15 protein-coding genes are annotated in these 22,478 nt (G+C 70.8%); 5 read left to right on the top strand and 10 right to left on the bottom strand.

What is annotated here, in order from left to right:
* Positions 1-5: 5 nt before the first annotated feature.
* Together AC1C2S_RS13435 and AC1C2S_RS13430 are read right to left on the bottom strand one after the other, a co-directional pair.
* Positions 6-1,796, bottom strand: coding sequence for a sensor histidine kinase (locus AC1C2S_RS13435; RefSeq protein ID WP_495353020.1), 1,791 nt, complete (start codon positions 1,794-1,796; stop codon positions 6-8).
* The gene (locus AC1C2S_RS13430) at positions 1,796-2,461 is read right to left on the bottom strand and encodes a LuxR C-terminal-related transcriptional regulator (protein ID WP_495353019.1); all 666 of its coding nucleotides are present in this window, start codon (positions 2,459-2,461) and stop codon (positions 1,796-1,798) included. The genes AC1C2S_RS13435 and AC1C2S_RS13430 overlap by 1 nt, the downstream gene beginning before the upstream one ends.
* Before the next feature lie 281 nt (positions 2,462-2,742).
* Between AC1C2S_RS13430 and AC1C2S_RS13425 the strand changes: the two genes are divergently transcribed.
* The gene (locus AC1C2S_RS13425; RefSeq protein ID WP_495353018.1) at positions 2,743-3,969 is read left to right on the top strand and encodes a type III PLP-dependent enzyme domain-containing protein; all 1,227 of its coding nucleotides are present in this window, start codon (positions 2,743-2,745) and stop codon (positions 3,967-3,969) included.
* Positions 3,970-4,056: 87 nt separating this feature from the next.
* Here the strand turns inward: AC1C2S_RS13425 and AC1C2S_RS13420 are convergent, their stop codons facing one another.
* On the bottom strand, positions 4,057-5,862 hold the full coding sequence (locus tag AC1C2S_RS13420) for an ABC transporter ATP-binding protein (RefSeq protein ID WP_495353017.1): 1,806 nt from the start codon (positions 5,860-5,862) through the stop codon (positions 4,057-4,059).
* The gene (locus tag AC1C2S_RS13415; RefSeq protein ID WP_495353016.1) at positions 5,859-7,757 is read right to left on the bottom strand and encodes an ABC transporter ATP-binding protein; all 1,899 of its coding nucleotides are present in this window, start codon (positions 7,755-7,757) and stop codon (positions 5,859-5,861) included. The genes AC1C2S_RS13420 and AC1C2S_RS13415 overlap by 4 nt, the downstream gene beginning before the upstream one ends.
* A 447-nt stretch (positions 7,758-8,204) precedes the next feature.
* On the opposite strand from AC1C2S_RS13415, the gene AC1C2S_RS13410 reads away from it, so the two are divergent.
* The 4 genes from AC1C2S_RS13410 to AC1C2S_RS13395 are packed head-to-tail and all read left to right on the top strand — an operon-like array spanning position 8,205 to position 15,904.
* The gene (locus AC1C2S_RS13410; protein ID WP_495353015.1) at positions 8,205-11,246 is read left to right on the top strand and encodes a hypothetical protein; all 3,042 of its coding nucleotides are present in this window, start codon (positions 8,205-8,207) and stop codon (positions 11,244-11,246) included.
* Positions 11,243-14,002, top strand: a complete 2,760-nt coding sequence (locus tag AC1C2S_RS13405; protein ID WP_495353014.1) for an FtsX-like permease family protein — start codon at positions 11,243-11,245, stop codon at positions 14,000-14,002. Before AC1C2S_RS13410 ends, AC1C2S_RS13405 begins: the two co-directional genes overlap by 4 nt.
* A gap of 4 nt (positions 14,003-14,006) precedes the next feature.
* Positions 14,007-15,209 (top strand): ABC transporter ATP-binding protein, encoded by a 1,203-nt coding sequence (locus AC1C2S_RS13400; RefSeq protein WP_495353013.1) that lies wholly within the window; start codon positions 14,007-14,009, stop codon positions 15,207-15,209.
* On the top strand, positions 15,206-15,904 hold the full coding sequence (locus AC1C2S_RS13395) for an ABC transporter ATP-binding protein (RefSeq protein ID WP_495353012.1): 699 nt from the start codon (positions 15,206-15,208) through the stop codon (positions 15,902-15,904). The genes AC1C2S_RS13400 and AC1C2S_RS13395 overlap by 4 nt, the downstream gene beginning before the upstream one ends.
* Here AC1C2S_RS13395 and ddaH read toward each other — a convergent pair.
* The 6 genes from ddaH to AC1C2S_RS13365 form a co-directional block, all read right to left on the bottom strand.
* Positions 15,876-17,129, bottom strand: a complete 1,254-nt coding sequence (gene ddaH / locus AC1C2S_RS13390) for a dimethylargininase (RefSeq protein WP_495353011.1) — start codon at positions 17,127-17,129, stop codon at positions 15,876-15,878. The genes AC1C2S_RS13395 and ddaH overlap by 29 nt on opposite strands.
* 64 nt (positions 17,130-17,193) lie before the next feature.
* Positions 17,194-18,288 (bottom strand): Glu/Leu/Phe/Val dehydrogenase family protein, encoded by a 1,095-nt coding sequence (locus AC1C2S_RS13385; RefSeq protein ID WP_495353010.1) that lies wholly within the window; start codon positions 18,286-18,288, stop codon positions 17,194-17,196.
* A 217-nt stretch (positions 18,289-18,505) separates the two neighbouring features.
* Entirely contained in the window at positions 18,506-20,137 is a 1,632-nt protein-coding gene (purH, locus tag AC1C2S_RS13380) for a bifunctional phosphoribosylaminoimidazolecarboxamide formyltransferase/IMP cyclohydrolase (protein ID WP_495353009.1), read from the bottom strand.
* Positions 20,134-20,727, bottom strand: coding sequence for a phosphoribosylglycinamide formyltransferase (purN, locus tag AC1C2S_RS13375; RefSeq protein WP_495353008.1), 594 nt, complete (start codon positions 20,725-20,727; stop codon positions 20,134-20,136). Before purN ends, purH begins: the two co-directional genes overlap by 4 nt.
* Before the next feature lie 9 nt (positions 20,728-20,736).
* Positions 20,737-20,883: a hypothetical protein gene (locus AC1C2S_RS13370; protein WP_495353007.1), complete on the bottom strand. Its 147-nt coding sequence runs from the start codon at positions 20,881-20,883 to the stop codon at positions 20,737-20,739.
* Between the two features lie 45 nt (positions 20,884-20,928).
* Positions 20,929-22,476 carry an APC family permease gene (locus AC1C2S_RS13365; protein WP_495353006.1) on the bottom strand — a complete coding sequence of 516 codons (1,548 nt, stop codon included), beginning with the start codon at positions 22,474-22,476 and terminating at the stop codon, positions 20,929-20,931.
* Positions 22,477-22,478 lie beyond the last annotated feature (2 nt).

Genomic DNA, 22,478 nt, shown 5'->3' with positions numbered 1-22,478 from the left:
ACTCGTCAGCCCGCGACGCTGACCCCGAGCGGCATGCGCACGGTGATCGTCGTGCCTGCTCCCGCCGGGCTCACGATGACGAACCGGCCGCCGACGGCGTCGACCCGGTCGGCGATGCCGAGCATGCCGGAGCCTGCGTCGACGGATGCCCCGCCCACCCCGTTGTCGCGCACGACGAGCTCGAGTTCGCCGCCGTCGATGCCGGCACGCACCCACGCCCGCGTCGCCTGGGCGTGCTTCGCGATGTTCGCGAGCGCCTCGGAGACGACGAAGTACGCGGTCGACTCGACGACCTCGGGCAGACGCCCCTCGGCCTGCACGTCGATCTCGACCGGCACCGGGCAGCGACCGGCGAGTTCCGGCACCGCGAGCGCCAGTCCGCCCGACGACAGCAGCGACGGGTGGATGCCGTGCGCGAGCTCGCGCAGGTCTCTGAGGCCCTGGTTCAGCATGCCGATCGTGTCGTCGAGCTCGACTCCGAGCGGCTCGACTCCGCGATCGCGCGCCTGGTTCGCCACGAGGCGCAACCGCATGCCGAGCGAGACGAGCTGCTGCTGCGCCCCGTCGTGCAGGTCGCGTTCGATGCGACGCCTCGCCTCGTCTCCGGCCTCGACGATGCGACTGCGCGACTGCCGCACCTGCTCGAGGGTGCGTTCGATCTCCGAACGCAATCGGCCGTTGTCGACCGAGAGTCGCAGGGCGCTCGAGACCCCGTCGAGCAGGCGCATGTTGTCGGTGAGCACCCGGTCGTGGCGGATGACCGCGATCGGGATCCCGGTCGGCGACGCGACCGGCAGCAGGCCGTGATCGGCACGCCGGTCGTCGGGGCCGTGCTCGAGCGGCTCCCCCGCGGCATCCGCATATCTGGCGCGCTCTTCGTCCCACCAGTAGACGCGCACCGAAGCGTCGCGCAGGGTGCGCGCGAGCGACTCCGCCCACAAGCCGCGGTCGGCGCCCTCGCGCGTGATGCGCATCAGGTCCGCGACCCGGGCGCGCATGTTCCGGGCGTGGGCGATGCCGGCGACGAAGCTGACGGGGATCGACGCGATCGCCACGAGTGAGACGGTGTCGAGCACGAGGTCGGCGGTGCCGGATGCCGCATAGTTGACGGCTTGGGCAGCGAGGGTGATCGCCCACGCGAACAAGGCGACCGGCATGAGGAACGCCACCGTACGGGCGGGAACGCTGCCGCGGACCCAACGCACGAGGAGCCGACCGGCGATCACGAGCGCGAGCAGCACACCCACGATGCGGTAGCCGATGTCGATCACCGCGAACAGGGCGGGCGCATCCGTGATGCGGTACGGATTGGGAACACAATCGCATACCTCAGCCGATGGCTGACCGAGCAGCAGCACCCCGAGCAGGTAGCCGACCGATGCAACGAGCGCGATTCCCGCGATCCAGCGATCGACCCGGTCGACCAGCCAGCCGCGCGGATACACGAGGACGAGGATGCCCGTGAGCACCGCCCACCAGAGGTGCAGGCCGTAGAGCAGCGGCCAGAGCCATCCGATGTCCTCGACGATGCGCAGGAACGACAGCGGTATCCACACCAGGGAGAAGCCGACCATCAGCCGCGCGGGCACCCGCGAGGGGCCGATCGACCACGCGATGCCGGCGCACGCCGCGAACACGAGCGGAACGATCGCGTGGAGGGTCGTCCATGACGCCTCGCGACGGTCCGCCGCGGGGGTGGCGAGGAATCCGGAGATCTCCATCGCGAGGCTCACCGCCACGACCACGGCGATGACGATGCTGCGTCTGATGATCCGGCCCTTACGGCCGGGGGCCATCACCTCGCGCCGAGGAGCGTCAGCACTGCGAGCACCCGCCGGTGGTGCTCGGGCGACTCCTCGAGATCGAGCTTCTGCAGTATGGAGCGGACGTGCGTCTCGACGGTCTTCAGGCCGAGGAAGAGCGACTGCGCGATGCCGCCGTTCGAGTACCCCTGCGCCATGAGTTCGAGCACGGATCGCTCGCGCTCGGTGAGTCGGGAGAGGGGGTCGTCGGCCCGGGTGCGCTGCACGAGTTGTTCGACGACCTCGGGGTCCACGACGGAGCCGCCCGAGGCGACCGTCTCGACCGCCCGCACGAGCGTCTGCGGCTCGGAGACGCGTTCCTTCAGCAGGTAGCCCGTGCCGCTGCCCGCGCCCAAGACACGCAGGGCGTACTCGGGCGTCGCGTACATCGAGAGCAGCAGGACGCCGATGGTCGAACCCTGTGCGCGCATCTCTTCGAGGGCGAGGATGCCCTCGTCGCGGTGGCTCGGGGGCATGCGGATGTCGAGCACGGCCGCGTCGAGCTCACCGCGAGCAGCGACTTCGAGCAGTTCGGCACCCGTGCCGACGGAGGCGACGACCTCGATGCCGCCGTCGACGAGCACCTTTGCGATGCCCTCGCGCAGGAGGAGCGCGTCATCGGCGATCGCCACGCGCAGGGGACGTGCGGTCGTCTCCATCGCTCCTCCATTCCGGGGCAGGCGTCACCGCCACCGGGTGGCCCCGTCTCCCGTGAGGGTACCGCGACACGCACTCGGCCGCGCGGCCCATTTCAGGGGGCACACCGGTGCGGGCGCGCCGGATCGCTGCCAAGCTGGAGAGTTCGTGTCCGTCGAGCGCGTGCCGGCCGCACTCAGTGCCTGCACCCTCGGCCGGCCGGTGGTCGCCCTGATCCCGCGCCCGCCGGCGCACGGCAGACTTCGGGGCATGTCCTGGACCGAGCGTTTGCATGGGCTGCTCGATGAGCGCGCACCGGCATCGTCGGGCACCGGTTCCGCGACCGAGCGGGTGGCGCACCGCGAACTCGTGCGCCGCGATCTGGCCGAATACGCCGAGCACATCCGGCTGGAATCTCGTGCGCCGTCATGGCACTCCGCTCCTCGTGATCGACACCGACCGGCTCACCATGCGGCTCCTCGAGCTGCGCCGGCAGCTGCCGACCGTCGGCATCCACGTCGCGGCGGGAGCGCTGCCGCACCCGGCGGCTGCACGCGCCGTCGACGCGTTCGGCGCGAGCATCGACGTCGCATCCCGAGCGCAGATCGCGTTCCTCGAGCTCCATGCCATCTCGGTGGATCGCAGCGTGCACACCCACCCCGTGAAGACGGTCGCCGATCTCACGAGCGCCTACCTCCGAGGCATCCGCACCTTCGTCGTCGACAATGCGGCCGAGGTCGCGAAGTTCGCCGGCCTGCCGAAGGATGTCTCGGTGCTCGTGCGCCTCGCGGCGGCCGCGCCGCCCGGCTCGGCCGGCCCGGCGGCGAAGTTCGGCGTCACCGCCGACCGGGCGCCGGAGCTCGTCGAGGCCTGTCGGCACGCCGGGCTGCGCGTCGCGGGGTTCACCGTGGACCTCGCGGTCGGGGCGACCGCCGTGACGTGGAGACGCACGATCCACGACGCGCTCCGCCTCGAGCACCGGCTGCGAAGGCAGGGCGTGCGCCGGAGCGTGCTGCACCTGGCCGGGGAGCTTCCCGTCGACCACGACGAGCGCACCGGGGCTGGGGCCGACGTCGTGCGTGCCATCCGCGACGCGCTCGCGGACGCTCCCGCAGACCTCCGCGTGTCGTTCGACCCGGGCCGCTCCGTGACGGCACCGGCGATGACACTCGTGACCCGTGTGATCGGCACGGCCGACCGCCCCGACGGGCGCTGGCTCCACCTCGACGGGTCGTTGTCCGGCGCGCAGCCGGGCGGAGCCGACGGCGACCCCGCGGAGCGGGTGTTCGCGGCGACGGAACTCGGCGCGGAGCCCGTGACCGGGGGCACGACGGAGCGCGCGGCCCGGCGGCGGCGGCTGCGTGAGCGCCGACAGGTCACCCTCACGGGTCCCGGTCTCGACCCCGGAGACGGGGTCGTGCGCGGCTGCCTGCTCCCCCCGCTCGGCGACGGCGACCTGCTCGTGAGCCCACTGGCCGGAACAGGGTTCGCGAACGATCCCGCGGCGCCGGTCGTCGTCATTCCGGGCTGAGGCACGGAGACACGGATGCCCTGCGCCGAATGTTCGGCGCGGGGCATCCGCTCGCTGCTCGCGTGTTCGCGTGTTCGCGTGTTCGCCCTAGACGAGGGAGTCCCGCCAGGCCGCGTGGAGCGCCGCGAACCGTCCGGAACCGCCGATGAGCTCGGGCGGGGTGCCGTCTTCGACGATGCGACCATGCTCCATCACGAGCACCCGATCGGCGATCGAGACCGTCGACAGGCGGTGCGCGATGATGATCGCGGTGCGGTCGGCGAGGAGCTTGGTCAGCCCGTCTTGCACGAGTCGCTCGCTCGGGATGTCGAGTGAGGAGGTCGCCTCGTCGAGGATCAGCACCGCGGGGTTCGCGAGGAACGCCCGCGCGAACGAGATCAGCTGACGCTGTCCGGCGCTCACCCGACCGCCCCGCTTGTTCACGTCGGTGTCGTAGCCGCCCGGCAGGCCCTCGATGAACTCGTGCGCGCCGACCGCCATGGCCGCCCGCACGATCTCGTCGAACGTCGCGTCGGGCTTGCCGAGCGCGATGTTGTCGGCCACCGAACCCGAGAAGAGGTAGGCCTCTTGCGTGACCATGACGATCGCTCGCCGCAGATCTTTCGGGTGCAGGTCGGCGAGTGAGATGTCGTCGAGCGAGACGACTCCGTCGCTCGGGTCGTAGAAGCGCGCGATGAGCTTGGCGAGCGTCGACTTGCCGGCACCGGTGGAGCCGACGAGCGCGATCGTCTGTCCGGCCGGAATGTCGAGGTCGAATCGCGGCAGGATCACCCGATCCTTCCTGTAGGCGAACTCGACGCCGTCGAAGCGCACGTGCCCCTCGGCGTTCCACAGGTCGGTCGGCTTGACCGGGTCCGGCACGCTCGGCTCCTCTTCGAGCACGCCCGAGATCTTCTCGAGCGCCGAGGAGGCCGATTGGTAGCCGTTGTAGAACATCGCCATGTCCTCCATCGGGTCGAAGAACCGCTTCGTGTACAGCACGGCCGCGAGCAGCACACCGACTCCGAGGCCGCCCTCGACCACACGGAAACCGCCGAGCACGAGGGTGACCGCCACCGCGGTGTTGCCGATGAAGGCCAGCCCGGGGTTGAACACCGCGAAGAGGCCCAAGACCTTGGCATTGACGTCGCGGTAGTCCTCGACGAGCTCGCCGAAGTCCGCCTCGTTGCGCTTCTGCTTGCGGAACGCCTGCACCGCTCGGATGCCGGTCATGGTCTCGACGAACTGCACGATGAGCTTCGCCGATGCCACGCGCGAACGCCGGAACAGTGATTGCGAGCGCACCTGGAACCACCGGGTGAGGATGGCGAGCGGAATGAGCGAGACGAGCAGCACGAGCCCCGACGGGGCGTCGACGATCACGAGCATGACGCCCGTGAACACCATGTACATGAGCCCGCGCACGAGGAGCGTGAGGCCCTCGTCCATGAGTTCGCGGATGGCGTCGAGGTCGCTCGTCTGCCGCGAGATGATGCGCCCGGAGGTATACGACTCGTGGAACTCGAGCGAGAGCTTCTGCGTGTGCAGGAACACCCTCGTGCGCAGGTCGATGAGCACGGCCTGGCTGATGCGAGCCGACATGCGGATGTACACCGAGATGAGGAACGCGCCCACGAGCCCGGTCAGAAGGTACGCGACGCCCGCGAACGCGGTGGGGTACCAGTTCTGCTCGATCAGCGCGGGGATGCCCTGGTCGATGCCGAAGGCGATGAGCGCGGGCCCGGCGACCTGCGCGGCCGACGACACGACGATGGCCGCCGCCGTGATCCACAGCTTGGCCTTCTGCGGCGCGAGCAGTGAACCGAGGAGTCGCCGCGAGCGAGCGCGGATCTGCGTGGATTCCGCCTTCGTGTAGTCCTGGCGTTCCTCGCCCTGGACACCGGTGACGCTCATGATGCCGCCTCCTCTCGGATCGTGGTGTCGACGTCGACGGCATCGACGCCGGTGTTCCTGCGCTCGTCGTCTTCGAGGCTCGAGATGACGAATCGGTAGTGCTCGCTCTCCCGGAGGAGCTCGGAGTGGGAGCCCACCGCGGTGATCCGCCCGTGTTCGAGCAGCGCGACCCGATCGGCGAGCATGACCGTCGACGGGCGGTGCGCGACGATGAGCGCCGTCGTCGAGGCGAGCACCGAACGCAGCTCCGCCTCCACTCGGCCCTCGGTCGCGACGTCGAGCGCCGAGAGCGGGTCGTCGAGCACGAGCACGGCGGGATTTGCCGCGACCGCGCGTGCGAGTGCGAGTCGCTGCCGTTGTCCGCCGGAGAGGCTCATGCCCTCTTCGCCGACCTTCGTGTCGACGCCCTCGGGCAGCTCGTAGACGAACCCGGCCTGCGCGATCCGAAGGGCCTCGTCGAGCACCCGTTCGGCTTCCGCCCGGGTTCCGGGGTCGTCGGCGGCGAGTTCGGGCCGCCCCAGCAGTACGTTGTCGCGCACCGAGGCACTGAAGAGCGTCGCGTCTTCGAAGGCCATGGCGATGTGGGTGCGCAGCTCTTCGCGGCTGAACGCGCGCACGTCGACGCCATCGAGCGTCACCGAACCCGCAGTGACGTCGTAGAGGCGCGTGGTGAGCGCCGTCATCGTGGTCTTGCCGCTCCCCGTGAGGCCGACGAGCGCCATGGACTCCCCTGGCTCGAGCACGAGGTCGACGCCGTCGAGGAGGTCGCCGAACCGCTCGGGCGAATCCTGATAGCGGAAGTGCACGCCCGTGAAGGCGAGCTCGCCGCGCGGGCGTTCGAGGGTGCGCGGTTCGGTCGGGTCGACGATCGTGTTCTCGCTGTCGAGGATGTCGAAGTACCGATCGGTCGCGGTGCGCGCGTCGAGGGCGAACGCGAGCATGAAGCCGATCGACTCGATCGGCCATGCGAGCACCGTGGCCGTCGCGAAGAACGCGACGAGCTCGCCGACCGTGAGCTGGCCCTGCGATGCCAGCCACACGCCGACCACGAGGCAGATCGAGAGCGCGACGGCGGGAACGACCATGATCCACACCCAGATGTTCGCGTCGAGACGCGCCTTCTCGATCTCGGTGCTGCGCAACGACTCGGCCTGCGCGCGGAACGTGGACAGGGCGTGCTTGCCACGGCCGAACGCCTTCAGCACCCGGATGCCGTGCACCGACTCCTCGACGGCGGTCGCGAGGTCGCCCGCCTGGTCTTGGCTCAGCCGCGACATCTCGGAGTACCGGCCCTCGAAGCGCCAGCCCGCCCACCAGAGCGGCAGCGAGCAGACGAGGAAGATGAGGCCGAGGAACCAGTTCATCGACATCAGGATGCCGACGCCCACGACGATGATCACGACGTTCGCGCCGGTCAGGACGAGCCCGAACGAGAGCCAGCGACGGATGAGGCCGAGGTCGCTCACCGCGCGGGAGAGCAACTGGCCGCTCGGCCAGCGGTCGTGGAAGCTCACGGGCAGGTCTTGCAGCTTCGCGTAGAGCGCGTTGCGCATGCGCGCCTCGACCCGCGTACCGGGGCCGACGACGAGCCAACGGCGGATCGCGTAGAGGATCGCCTCGACCGCGCCGAGGACGAACACGAGCACCGCGAGCGGGATGACCGCATCGGCCTCGCCATGGGCGAGCGGCCCGTCGACGATCTGCTGGAGTACCTGCGGGATCGCCAGGGCGATGAGGTGCGCCCCGATCGCAGCGGCCATGCTGCCGGCGAACGCGGGCATGGCAGGCCCGGCGTACTCGCGCAGCCGCCAGAGCGTGCGCAGAGTACCGAGCCGCTCAGGCCCTGTCGTCGAGTCGGGTGCGCCGTGCTCAGGCGTTTGGGGGGATTCGGACACAGCCGGTTCCAATCAGAAGGGGCGCCGAACTCCAGATCGAGTCTGAACGGCGAAGGTTTGGTGAAGAGAGTGACGCGGATCGCGAAAGCGCGTGAATCCGCGGGGCAGGCGAGGCCTGCGCGGCAGGAACGGGCGGTCTACCCGGCAAGCCCGACGACGAGGTACGCCGGCCGAACAGAGCCGTGGACCGCAATCGTGCGGGCGTCGGTTTCTGTCTGCATGGTGTCCTCCTGCAAGTCGTCTGCGAATCTCGAGGCCGGTCGGATCACTCACCGCGGCCAGCCCTACAGACTATGGGTTTTTCGGGGTGGCACGCAAGACCGCTCTCAACGCTAGGCTGTGCGAATTCGTCGCCGCGCGGGCGACGGCGGTCGTCTCCCCCGGGCGAGCCGCCCGGACCTGCCCCGTACGCCGCTGCGCGCGCGACCCGATCAACGAGGAGAACGCGTGGGTGCGGCACGAATGGCGTTCGCCCGTGCGAACGCCCGCGCCGGTGTGCTCACGTCGATCGCCGCCGTCGTCCTCCTGATGTCCGCCCTCGGCACCGGTGTCGTCGACTCGCTCGCGGGTTCGTCCTCGAGCGGCCTTCGCAGCGGTCTCGAGGCCGCCCAGGGCACGGCTGGAGCCGCGCGCTGGCAGATCCGTGTGGCGAACGACCCGGCGGCCCAAGCGGATGCCGCGGCATCCGTGCTCGATCGCACGCTCACGCCGCGCGGTGCATCGTGGAGCCGTACCGTCGAGACCGCACCGGTGGATGCCACGAGCGGCGAGACGGCCTTCAGCGCCGTGCTCCTCGCGGACGCCGACGCCGCGGCACGTTCCGAACTCGTCGACGGTGCCTGGCCCGACGCCCCCGAGTCGCTCGCCGCGGCCTCAGCCGACGATGCCGTGCCCGCTACCCTCCATGCGTCCGCGGCCGAGGCACTGGGCCTCGCACGGGGCGACGTCGTCGAGCTCGACGGCCCGTCGAACCCGCGTCTCCTCGTCGTGGGCACGTGGCTGCCGAGCGATCCCAACGATCCGGCATGGTTCGGCGAGGCCGTCGTGGCCTCCGGTGGCACGCTCGAGGGTGCAGGCCCCTTCCTCGTCGCCGAGGAGGCGACGCTCGACGTGCCCGCCGCGGTCGTCGTGCGCTGGACCGCCGTCGCCGACGCCGCCGCTGCCACGCCCGAGTCCGCGCAGGCCCTGCGCGCGGAGCTGCCCGACGTCGAGCCCGCGCTCCGGGCGGCGCCGGGGATCGGCACCGACGGATTGAGTTCGCTCGGCGGCCTCGACGCGACCCTGACGAGGCTCCTCGCTGGTCTCGGAGCGGTGCGCGCGATCGCGCCACTGCCCCTGCTCCTCCTCGGCTTCGCAGGCTTCGCAGCGCTCACCCGGCTCGCAACGCTCCTCGGCGCCGCCCGACGCGGCGAGACCATGCTGCTCCGCGCTCGAGGAGCCTCCACCGGCCGGCTCACGCGCGACACCGCGGTCGAGGTCCTCGCACTCGGCGTACCGGCAGCGCTCGCGGGTGCGGCCGTCGCCGAGTCGCTCCTCACGATCACCAGGCCCGGGGAGGCCCGCGACTGGGGCAATGCAGCACTCGTGGCATCCGCCTCGCTCGTCGGAGCCGTGCTCATCCTCGCCGGGGGCGCGTGGCTCGATGCACGGCGCCCGGTCGTGCGCGGATCGGGCGATGAGGTGGGCCGGATGTCCCGTGGTCTCGTCACCGGCGGCGTCGTGCTGCTCCTCGTGGTCGCGGCCGTCGCCCTCTGGCAGTTCCGTCTGTACGGCTCACCGCTCGTGGCGAGCGCGTCGGGCACGATCGACGTCGACCCGATCGCCGTGCTCGCGCCGGTGCTCGTGCTCGTCGCGCTCGCACTCGTCGCGCTCGGGCTCTCCCGACCGATCGGCGCCGTGCTCGAGCGGCTCGCCGCAGCACGGCCGACCCTCGTCCCCTCGCTGCCGATGCGCCAGCTCGCGCGGCGCGCGGCGCTCTACGCCTCCGCGTCGCTCGTCACGATGCTCGCCGTCGCGGGGCTCACCCTGACGGCCGCCTTCTCGGGAGCCTGGCACGACATCGACCGCACCGCTTCGGCGCTCGTCACCGGCGGCGAGGTGCGTGTCTCGTTCGCCGGACGCGACGTGGTGCTGGGCCCCGACGCGCTCGCCCTCGACGACACGGTCGCCGGCGCCGAGGGCGTCACCGCCGAGGCACCGGTCTTCCGCGGCGAGATGCGGGTCGGTTCCGACCGCTCGACCTTCGTGGCGCTGCCCAGTGCGAAGGTCGATGCGGTCGCCCCCGGCACCGGTTCGGCAGACGTGACCGCCGCCCTCGCCGACTCCGCTGCCGCAGCCGGTGCGGCACTGCCGCCCGGGGCCACGACGATCGACCTCGCCGTCGACGTCGATGCGCCCGGAGGCACGAGCGGCACGGTCGCGGTGACGGCGTGGCTCCTCACGGAATCGGGCGCGGCGACACCCGCGACTCCGACGGTCGTCGACATCGCCGCTGGCGGCGCCGACGTGAGCTTCGAGCTTCCGGATGCCGAAGGCCTCCGATTCATCGGTCTCGGCGCGTCGCTCGCCGGCGCCGACGGCGCCGACGTGCTCGTCTCGTTCGGCGCGATCTCCTTCGACGGCGCAAGCGTCGCCGCAGCCGAATTCGACACGGAACGCGAGCTGCGACTCTCATCGAAGACGCCGAGCGGGCGAGTCTCGCTCACGTCGGGAGGGAGCGACCCGCTGCCCGTCGTGCTCGGCTCCGAACTGGCCGAGCGCATCGCCGCCGAGACCGGCGACGAGTTCGCGTTGCGGGTGCTCACCGGCGGAGTCGCGGTCGACGCGGTCGTGGCCGGCATCCTTCCCGTGGTGCCGACCGCCGACAGCGGCGGCGCGCTCGCCGACCTCGGTGCGTTCGAACGGTACGCCTTCGATACGGGCGCGGGCATTCCCGCGTTCGGAGAACGGTGGGTCGCGGCATCCGACCCCGATCGTGTCGCGAGCGAGTTGAGTCGCGACCGCGGCTCGGCCGTCGTCGCCGACGCGCGGTCGGCCGCCTCCTCCGCGCCGTTCATCGCTCCCGCGATCGCAGCCCTGTGGACCGGAGCAGCCGGAGCCCTGCTCTTCGCACTGATCGCGGTCGTCGCGCTCGTCGCCACACTCTCGGGCACCCGATTCGGCGAGATCGTCGTGCTCCGCGTGCTCGGTGTGCCGGCGCGAACGCAATCGCGCGCCCGATTCGCCGAGTTGGCGGTGACGCTCGGCACCGCGATCGTGATCGGCGTTCTCGTCGGTATCGTCACGGCGTTGCTCACGGCACGCGAGCTCGCCCGGGCCGCAGTGGCGGGAGTGCCCGAGGTGATCCCGGTCGAATTCATCATCGACCCGGTGCCGTTCGTCGTGGGAATCGCCGCGTTCGTCGTGCTCGCTGCGGCGATCGCGGCCGGCGCCGCGGCATCCGTTCGGCGAATCGCATCACGCCCCGGGCTCAGGCAGGAGGAAGGATGACCGGCCTGCATCACTCACGACTCACCACTCCCGGTCTGCTGCGGCGCCAGTTCTTCGCGGGACCCGTGGCGTCGATCATGCTCGGACTGCTCGTGCTCGCCGGTGCGCTGCTCGCGACGGGGGTTCCGCGTGCGATCTCGGCGATGCACACCGCGGCACTCGAGGAAGAACTCGAGACGTTCCCGGCCCGCGAACTCGACGTCGTCACCTCCAGCCGCAACCTGCCGGAGCTCGGCGCCTCCGACGGCGACACGACCCTGACGCCCGAGGTCGACGCGGTCTGGGGGGCACAGGAGCAGCGCATGCTCGACATCCGTGCCGACATGCCAGAGCTGCTGAAACGGGTCGCGGGCGAACCATTGACCGTCCTCCACGCCGGGCCCACGAGGGCGAGCGTGCCGGGAGCTTCGGCCGACTCGACGTCGTACCAGCTCTTCACGGGGTTCGACCCGAGACTGCGCGAGCACATCACGCTCACCGGGGGCGAGTGGCCGGCGACCCTGACCGGCCCGGTGCCGGGCGACGCCCCGCTCGAGATCGTGCTCGCCGACGCCGTCGCTGAAGAGATGGAGTGGGCGACGGGGGAAGACCGCTCGATGCCGCTCGGCACGACAGCGCAAGACGTTCGACTGGTCGGCACCTTCGCAGCGATCGATCCCGACGACGGCTTCTGGACGCACGGACCGGCGGTGGCACTCGAACCGGCGGTCTCCTACACCCCAGGGGGAAACCTCGAGATCACGGGCCTCGGCTTCGCCGACCCCGTCTCGTGGGCGGGGCTGCAGGATTCCCAGCTGCCGACCGCGATGGACGTCTGGTTCCCGACGCTGCCCGAGCGCATCCGCGCCGCCGACTCGGCCGAGCTCATGACGCAACTCGGCGAATTCACGAGTCAGACGTTCGTGCTCGGCGGCGGCTCATGGGAGTTCTGGTTCGCGACGGTCGGCGACGTCGCCTTCACGAGCGGCCTGGCCGACGCCCTCGGTGACGCGGCCATCGCGGCGAGCGCGACCGACGCGGTGCTCGCAACGATCGCGTCCGGACCGATCGGCGTGATGGTCGCGGTGCTCGTGCTCGGTGCCCGAGTGGTGTTCGAGCGTCGGCGCACCGGACTCGAGCTGGCAGCCGCCCGAGGCGCATCGCCCGGCCAGCTCCGTGGCATCCTCGCGCTCGAAGGCCTGGCCATCGGCGTTCCGGCCGCCGTCGTCGGCGGGATCATCGGCATCCTGCTCGTCGCAGCCGACGCCGGATTCGGCGGGTGGGCGATCGCAACCCTCTTCGCCCTCACTCCCGCCGCCCTGCTCGTGGCCGCCGAGCCCGCACTCAGCCCGCTGCGGCGCGCCAGGTCGGACCTCGGCCGCGCCAGTGACGGACGCGTCCGATGGATCGCTGAAGTGCTCGTCGCGGTGCTCGCGATCACCGCGGTCGTGCTGCTGTTCCGCCGCGGCCTCTCCACCTCCGCCGCGACGACCGGCGTCGATCCACTGCTCGCCGCGGTCCCGCTGCTCCTCTCGCTGCTCGCGTGTCTCGTCGTGCTTCGGCTCTACCCGCTCCCGCTTGCAGACCTGGTGCGCCGAACGGCCCGTCGTGCAGATCTCGTGCCATTCCTCGGCTCGGCGCGAGCACTGCGCGACCCCTCGGCGGGGCTGGTCCCGGTACTGGCCGTGGTCGTCGGCGTCTCGGTCGCGGTGTTCTCCTCGGTGCTGCTCGGCACGGTGCAGGCCGGCGTCGATCGCGCAGCCGCCGCGCAGGTCGGCGCCGACGCCTCGGTGGGCGGCACTCCGTTCACGCTCGCCCAGCTCGACGAGTTCGCAGCGGTACCGGGTGTCGAGGCGATCGCACCGGTGTTCTCGACGAGTCCGACCAAGGTCAGCGCCGATGGACGCTCCCGCACCTCGACGCTCATCGTCATCGACGCCGAGCAGATGCGTCGCGTGCAGGCCGGCCGCGACGGGTCGACTCCCCTGCCCCCCGGACTCGAGTCGAGCGACGACGACGCGGTGCCCGTCGTGCTCTCGAAGACCGTCGCCGACATCGTCGCAGGCGCAGATGCGGCCGAGCTCGACGGCCACGAGTTCGCCGCGCTCGGGGTCGTCGACGGCAGAACCGCGTACTCGCCTCGCTCGAACTGGGTGCTCATGGATCGCGCGAACGCGAAGCCCTTCACCGACACGCTCGTGCCGCGCACGGTGCTCGTTCGTTTCGAGCCGGGCGTCGACGCCGACGCCGACGAGATCACCGCGGCACTCGCGGAGATCGCCGGCGAGTCGGCGACGGTGACGACTCCCGACGCGCTCCTCGAGGAGTTGCGCGCCAAGCCCACCACGCAGAGCCTCGTGATCTCGCTCATCATCGCCATCGTGCTCGCGAGCCTGCTCACCGCGCTCGCGATCGTGCTGACGCTCGTCGTCGGCCGGCCGGCGCGTGATCGCTTGCTGCCGCTCCTGTCGACCCTGGGTCTCGGCCGCCGCGGTGAGCGCTCGCTCGTCGGCTGGGAGATCGGACCGGTCGCGATCGTCGCCCTCGTCGCCGGGGCGTTCCTCGGCGCGGCGCTGCCGTTCGTGGTGCTCTCGGCGATCGACCTGCGCGCGTTCACCAACGGCGACGTACAACCGGCCGTGACGTTCGATCCCTGGCTCATCACCGCGGTGCTCGCGGGCAGCGTGCTCGTGACCATCGTCGCGGCTGCCGCGGCATCCCGCATCGACGGCAGTGTCAACGCCGCTCGCGCAATGCGCAAGGAAGAGGAAGGATGACCCCGTGACCCCGACCGACATCCAGGCGCAGCAGGCGCGACCAGCCAGGCAGGGGCAGCAGGCGACGCAGCGGCCGCACGCCTCGCCGGGCGCGCAACCGCACATCCTGTGCACCGACCTGGTGCGCATCTTCAGCGCCGACGGCGTCGAGGTGCAAGCGCTGCAGGGACTGAACCTCCGCGTCGATCCCGGCGAGATGGTCGCCGTCGTCGGCGCATCCGGCTCCGGCAAATCGACGCTGCTGACGATCCTCTCCGGCCTCGACACCGCCACAGCGGGTGTCGCCCACGTGGCCGGACACGACCTGCTCACCATGGGCGGGCGCGAACGCGTCGCGTACCAGCGGCACACGGTCGGCTTCGTCTGGCAGCAGACCTCCCGCAACCTGCTGCCCTATCTCACCTCCGCCGAGAACGTCGCCGTCGCGATGAACGTCGCCGGCACCCTCCGCGGTGCGGCCAGGGCGAGCCGTGTCGACGAACTCCTCGAGTTGCTCGACGTCGGCGATGCGCGCGATCGGCGTCCGGGCGAACTCTCGGGCGGCCAGCAGCAGCGCGTCGCGATCGCGGTCGCGCTGGCGAACTCACCGCACGTGCTGCTCGCCGACGAGCCGACTGGCGAACTCGACGAGGCGACCTCCGCCGCCGTGCTCGAGGCGATGCGCGGCGTCAACGAAGAGCTCGGGGTCACCACGCTCATCGTCACCCACGACCCGACCGTCTCCGACCATGTGCGGCGCACCGTGCAGATCCGCGACGGGCGCACCTCGACCGAGGTGCTGCGTTCGACGCGGCTCGACGAATTCGGCGAGGAGGAGCACATCGCCGAGGAGTTCGCCGTGCTCGACCGGGTCGGCCGCCTGCAGTTGCCGCACGACTTCATGCAGAGCCTCGAGCTGCGCGACCGCGTGCGTCTCGCACTCGAAGCCGACCACGTGGGCGTGTGGCCGGGCGACGAAGGGCGAGCGGATGCCTCGGCGCTGCCCTCCTCGGAGACGACCGACACCGCGCCCGCGAAGGCCACGGATGCCGACCGCGACGGCGACGGCGCATCCGGACCGGACGCGGCACCGGATGCAGCACCGGACGCGGCACCGGATGCAGCACCGGCGAGTCGGCGCGAACGCCGCGCAGCTGAACGGGCGGCCGAGGCCCCTTCGACAGGCTCGGACAACGCCGTCACCGACGAACCGGAGGAATCGCGATGACCACGCTTCGCGCGGAATCGATCAGTCGCGTCTTCGAGTCGAAGGCCGGCGCGGTACACGCCGTCGCCGAGGTCTCGCTCGAGGTGAAACCGGGCGAGCTGCTCGTGGTCACCGGGCCATCCGGTGCAGGCAAGACGACGCTGCTGAACCTGCTCGGCGGGCTGGACCGGCCGACAGCCGGTCAGGTCTTCCTCGGCGACGACGAACTCTCGGCTCTCGGCGAGGACGCACTCGCGACGGTGCGTCGTGATCGACTGGGCTACATCTTCCAGTCGTTCGGCCTGATCCCCGTGCTCTCAGCGGCTGAGAACGTCGAGGTGCCGCTTCGCCTGCAGCGCATGGCGCCCGACGAGCGCGACGCGCGCGTCGCCGAGTCGCTCGAACTCGTCGGCCTCACCGGCCACGCTGCGCAACGGCCATACGAACTCTCGGGCGGCCAGCAGCAGCGGGTGGGCATCGCGAGGGCGCTCGCCGCACGGCCGCAACTGCTGCTCGCCGACGAGCCGACCGGCCAACTCGACAGCGGCACCGCGGCGACCGTCATGGATCTCATCGGCGAACTCGTGCATGCGCGCGGCGTCGCCGCCGTCGTGACCACCCACGATCCGGCACTCGCCGGGCGCGCCGACCACGTGCTCGAACTCCACGACGGCCGGGCGGTGTCGCTCAGCGCACCCGCACCGACAGGCACGTGACGCAGCCCTCGAGCTTCTCGAACTCGCCGATATCGACGGTCACCACCCGGTAGCCGAGGCTGGCGATCATCGCCGCCGTGTGCGGCGCCGACGACGACATGAGCAGCGACTCGCGCGACAGTTCGACGACGGCGACCCCCTCGGGTTCGAACACCGGCAGGAAGCGCGGGAAGAGGGTCGCGACGTCGAGCAGAGCCGGCTCGCCGATGATCGTGCCGTCGGGCAGCGCCGTCGCGGCGCTCTTGAGGTGCAGCGCCTTCGTGATGGGCACCGCGACGACCGTGTAGCGGTGCGGGGTGAGCAGGGTGCGCAACTGCCGGATGCCCTCGGCGTTCGTGCGCTCAGATGCACCGACGTAGACCGTCGAGCCGACCTTCAGCACGTCGCCGCCGTCGAGCGTGCCCGGCAGTTCGATGCGGGTCACCGTGACACCCGGCACCGCGCGCACGGCACGTTCGACCGCTTCGACCTCTGGGCGCCGCGACTCGGCGCCGGGGCTCGCGAGCACCGCGAGGTCGCCGAACATCACGACCATGTCCTCGACGAACACCGAATCGGCGAGCTCGGGCGCCGCGTCGACCTCGATCGTCTCCCAGCCTTCGGCCACGAGCGCGGCGCAGTAGTTGTCCCACTGCTGGTCGGCGAGCGCCTGGTCGATCGGCTGCCGGTCACGGTGGGTGAGCACGGCTTCGTCGAGGTTCGACGCGGGGATGCGCACGAGCGCGATTCGCCGGTCGGCGACAGCGGGCGCATAACCGAGGATGCCGCGGAAGACCCGCGGAGCGAGCACCATTTCGCCCACGATGACCGCGATGATGAAGATGAGGTTGAGGCTCACGAGCGACCCGACCACGAAGAGGAAGATCGCACCCGAGAACGGGTTGCCGGCGGCACTGGCCGTCACGGTCGTTGCGAGCAGGGCCGCGAGGCATCCTGAAGCGAACCCGGTGATGAGGGTGAGGAACCATGCCCGCGTCGCCCCCACCGCATTCGCGATCGAGAGCAGCACCCACGCGACGAACCCTGCGAGCGCGAAGTGCCCGAAGACCTGGCCGAGCACCTGCGGCGACTGGCCGCTGCCGATGAAGAACGCCAGGAGTGCGACGAGCATCGCCGCGCACGAGACTGCCGCAGACGAGGCGAGCACCGCCGCCACCCGGCGTCCCGGGGTGATCGCCGGGGTGAACCGGGCAGGGGCGGTCGGAGGCATGGCGGGGGACGTCATGGCACGAGCCTACTGGCCGCGCGGACGCCGGGCGCGCCCCTCCAGCCGATGCCGCGCGGTCACCTCAGCGGCCTGCGTCGAGCCTCGTGCGCGCGAGCTGTTCGGCGGCCTCGAGCGTCGTCGTCCCGCTGTCGCGAGCACTGCCCAGCACGGATGCCACGGTGTCGCCGATTCCCGCGATGCGGGCGTCGAGGGCGACCTGGTCGGCGCCGGGGGCGCTCGCGACGTCGAGGTAGATGACCCCGCCCGCGTTCACCACGAAATCGGGCGCCCAGACGATGCCGCGCTCCTGCAGGAGTTCCGCGACGTCGCGCGAGGCGAGCTGGTTGTTCGCGGCGCCGACGACGGCGCCCGCCCGCAGACCGTGCACGACCTCGGGTGTCAGTACCCCGCCGAGCCCGCACGGCACGAAGACGTCGGCCTCGACGCGGTGGGCCTCGGCCGGATCGACCCAGGTCGCGCCGAGCTCGTCGGCGAGGGCGCGCTTGCCCTGCGCGACATCCGTCACGGTCAGTCGAGCGCCGGCGGCGGCGAGGCTTCGTGCCAAGCGACCTCCGACCTGCCCGAGGCCCGCGATCATGAAGTGGCGTCCGGCCGGATCGGCCGAACCGAACACCTCGTCGAGCGTCGCGAGGATGGAGGCGTGCACGCCCGCTGCCGTAGCATCCGCCGGCTCGCCGACGCCGCCCTGCTCTGGCGGGAGGCCGCAGACGTGCTCAGTGCGCTCGCGCACGACGGCCATCAGCTCGGCGCTCGTGCCGACGTCTTCGGCGGTCATGTACGCGCCGCCCAGGGACTCGATGGCGTCGCCGAGATCGAGCATCGCGTCGTGCTTCCCGGCCACATCGAGTGTTGTTCCGGCGGGGATCGCGATGACGGACTTGCCGCCGCCACGCGCGAGACCGGCTGCGGCGTTCTTCAGGGTCATCGCCTGCGAGAGGCGGAGCGCGTCGGCGAGGGCGTCGGTCCAGTGGCCGTAGTGCCAGAGGCGGGCGCCGCCGAGTGCCTGTCCGAGCCGGGTGGAATGCACGGCCACGATGATGGTGAGGCCCGAGCGGGAACCGCGGGTGATGAGCACCCGTTCGTGTTCGGGGGCCTCCGTCGGCAGTGCTGCGTTGACGCCGGCTGCGGGGTTCGCCGGGGCGTGGGTGATCGTCATCGACCGTTCTCCTTGAATCATCCGCTTCGTGGGCGGAACCTGGCCTCGCGCCTCATGAGCGCGGGTTCGATTCAAGGGTACCGCCGCCGCGCGAGCCCGAGTCACCCGGATATGGACAGAAATGGGCGACTCGATTGGACCGAACCTCTCGAGTTGCCCGACTCTGGCGAGAAATGGGCGACTCGATGAAGGAGAGGGGTGCTGAGCGCTGCCCGTGTCAGTGGAAGAAGTGGCGCTCGCCCGTGAAGTACATCGTGACGCCGGCCTCGCGGGCCGCGGTGACGACCTCTTCGTCGCGCACCGAGCCGCCGGGCTGCACGACCGCACGAACCCCGGCGTCGAGGAGGATCTGCAGCCCGTCGGCGAAGGGGAAGAAGGCGTCGGATGCCGCGACCGAACCCGCTGCCCGCTCCCCCGCACGCTCGACCGCGAGCTTGCACGAGTCGACCCGGTTCACCTGGCCCATGCCGACACCGACCGAAGCGCCGTTGGAGGCGAGCAGGATCGCATTCGACTTCACGGCGCGGCACGCCTTCCACGCGAACTCGAGGTCGGCGAGCGTCGCAGCATCGGCGGGCTCACCCGCGGCGAGCGTCCACTCCGATGCCGGCGCGAAGTGACGGTCGGCCTGCTGCAGGAGCATGCCGCCCGAGACCTGCCGCAGCTCGACGGCCGTCGGCGTGAACCCCTCGGGCAGGGTCAACAGCCGGATGTTCTTCTTCTTCGTGAGCAGCTCGAGCGCCTCGGCCTCGAATGCCGGGGCGATGAGCACCTCGGTGAAGATGCCCGACACCGTCTCGGCCATCTCGAGCGTGACGATGCGGTTGGCGGCGATCACGCCGCCGTAGGCCGAGACCGGGTCGCAATCGTGGGCACGGCGATGGGCGTCGGCGATCGGGTCGGCGCGCCCTGAGCCTGCCGAAGGGGCCCCGGCCGACGCCACGGCGATGCCGCACGGATTCGCGTGCTTGATGATCGCGACGGCCGGCTCATCGAAGTCGAACACGCTCCGCACGGCCGAATCGGCATCGACGTAGTTGTTGTACGACATCTCTTTGCCGTGCAGCTGCACGGCTTGGGCGATGCCGGGTCGGCCTCCCGTCGAGGCGTAGAGCGCGGCCTTCTGGTGCGAGTTCTCGCCATAGCGGAGGTCGGCGTCCTTGGTCCAGGTGCCGCCGACCCACGCGGGGAACGGCGACTCATCGGCAGGTTGGTCGGGCGCGACGACGCTGCCGAGCCACGAAGCGACCGCGACGTCGTACGACGCGGTGTGCCGGAACGCCTCGCGTGCGAGCCCGGTGCGCTGCGCGAGGGTCGTGCCGCCCGCGGCGACCGCTGCGGCGATCTCGTCGTAGCGATCGGGCGTGACGACCACCGCCACGTTCGCGTGGTTCTTGGCCGAGGCCCTCACCATCGCGGGGCCGCCGATGTCGATCTGCTCGATCACGGCGTCGGGCGACGCGCCCGCCGCGACGGTCTCGGCGAAGGGGTAGAGGTTCACGACGACGAGTTCGTAGGGCTCGATGCCGAGGCCCGCGAGCTCGGCCTCGTGGTGCTCGAGCCGCAGGTCGGCGAGCAGGCCCGAGTGCACGGCCGGGTGCAGCGTGCGCACGCGACCGTCGAGGTGCTCGGGATAGCCCGTCACCTCGGCCACCTGCGTGACCGGCAGGCCCGCGTCGGCAATGGCTTTTCCGGTGCCGCCCGTCGAGACGATCTCGACGCCCGCGCCCACGAGCGCAGTCGCGAGTTCGACGAGGCCGCGCTTGTCGCTGACGGCGATGAGCGCACGGCGCACCGGCACCAGGTCGCGCTCGCGGTAGAGACTCGGGTCGTGGGTGGGGCCGCTCATGATCGTGCGAGTTCCTTCAGGTCGAGGTGCGAGTTGGCGATGTCGAGCACGGTCTGGATGAGCAGGCGCCGCTCGACGGGCTTGATGCGGTCGTGGAGGCTCGACTCGGTGTCGCCCGGCAGCACCGGCACGCGCTCCTGCGCGATGATCGGGCCGCCGTCGACGGAGTTGTCGACGACGATGAGGCTCGCACCGGTCTGCGTGACGCCCGCTGCGAGCGCGTCTCGCACGCCGTGCGCACCCGGGAACTCGGGCAGGTACGCGGGGTGCGTGTTGATGAGATTCGGCGAGAACGCGTCGACGACGGCAGGCGGCACGAGCCGCATGAGGCCCGAGAGCACGACCACGTCGGGCTCCCAGCGGCGAATCTCTTCGATGAGCGCCGCACCCCAGCTGTCGCGATCGGGATACGCCGTATAGGGCACGGAAAACGTCGGCACACCGTACTCCTCACCGAGTGCGAGACCCTCGGCATCGCGGTCGGCACCGATCGCGACGATCCGGGCCGGGAACTCCGCATCGGTGGAGGCGTCGAGCAGGGCACGAAGGTTCGAACCGGTGCCCGAGATCAGGACGACGAGCTTCAGCACCCTCCGAGCCTACCGGCCGGCGAAGGTTCGAAACTGCGCCACCGCGACGCCCGAGATCAGGACGACGAGCTTCAGCACCCTCCGAGCCGACCGGCCGGCGAAGGTTCGAAACTGCGCCACCGCGACGCCCGAGATCAGGACGACGAGCTTCAGCACCCTCCGAGCCGACCGGCCGGCGAAGGCTCGAACCGCGGCATCCGCTCAGCCCAGGCCGCCGTCGACGGAGCGGATGACCTTCTGCTCGTCTTCGGGCACGAGCACCTCCGTCTCGCGGTTCAACGCCTCACCGCGGAAGAACGGTCGCGAGTCGGCGAAGAACGACCAGACGACCATGAGCACTGCGCCGAGCGCGAGCGATCCCACCCCGACGACGAACACCCCGCCCACGCCGAAGAGCACCGTGTACCCGTAGTCGGGGTCGAGCATGTCGATCGCCGAGAACACGAACGCGAAGATCAGCAGCACCGACCCCACGAGCGGGAACACGAGTCGGTTCCAGAAGTGGCGCCACGAGGTGAAGAGCGTCTTGCGGAAGTACCAGACGCACGCGAGCCCCGTGATCGAGTAGTAGAACGCGATCGCGAGGCCGAGCGAGAGGATCGTGTCCTGCAGGATGTTGTCGCTGACGAGGGTCATGCCGATGTAGAACACGATGGCCACGAAGCCCATGAGCAGCGTCGAGAACGATGGTGTGCGGTATCGCGGATGCACCGTGGCGAACCGCTTCGGCAGTGCCTTGTACACCGCCATCGCGAGCGTGCCGCGCGCCGTCGGCAGAATGGTGGTCTGCGTCGACGACACCGCGGAGATCATCACGGCGACGACCAGCAGCCAGGCCCACGGCCCGAACACCGCGTCCTTCAGCGCGAAGAACACGTCGTCGGCGTTGCCCTCGTTCGCGAGCCCGAGGCCCGTGTCGCCGAGGCCCGCATACGACATCGCCGCGACGGCGACGCCGACGTAGGTCACGAGCAGGATGAGGGTCGTCAGCACCGCGGCGCGCCCCGGGATGCGCTTCGGGTCGCGGGTCTCCTCGTTGAGCGCGAGGCAGGTGTCCCAACCCCAGTAGATGAACAGTGCGAGCAGCACCGCCTCGACGAGGCCGTCGAACGACTCGAACGCGAACGGGTTGAACCAGTCGGCGCTCGGCGCGGTCGAGCCTTCGGGCGCGGTGCCCGTCATCACGGCGACCGTCGCGAAGACCACGAAGAGCACGAGGGCGAGGTACTGCACCGCGAGCAGCACGTTCTGGATACGCTCGCCGATCTCGAGCCCGCGCCAGCTGATCCAGGTCATGAGCGCGATGAACACGACACCGGTCGCCGTGACGAGGGGCACGTTCTCGGCGAGCTCGGGCGAGACCAGCAACCAGAAGTAGATGCCGCCGATCTGCGCGAGGTTCGCGAGCACGACGGTGCCGGCGACCGCGACGCCCCATCCGCCGAGCCAGCCGACCCACGGGCCGAACGCCTTCGTCGCCCAGGTGAAGGTCGTACCGCAGTCGGGCACCGCCCGGTTCAGCTCGCGGTAGGCGAAGGCGATGAGCAGCATCGGCACGAACGCGATGATGAAGGCGATGGGCGCCTGCGCACCCACCGCGAGCACGACGAACCCGAGCGTCGCGGCCAACGAGTACACGGGCGCCGTCGAGGCGAGACCGATGACGGTCGAACCCCACAGGCCCAGTGTTCCTGCGGCGAGGCCCTTGCCTTCAGTTGCGGGTGGCGCAGTCTCGTTGGGAGCCGACATCG

The sequence above is a fragment of the Agromyces sp. Y782 genome (assembly GCF_059445405.1).
This window is presented reverse-complemented; position numbering and strand designations above follow the sequence as displayed.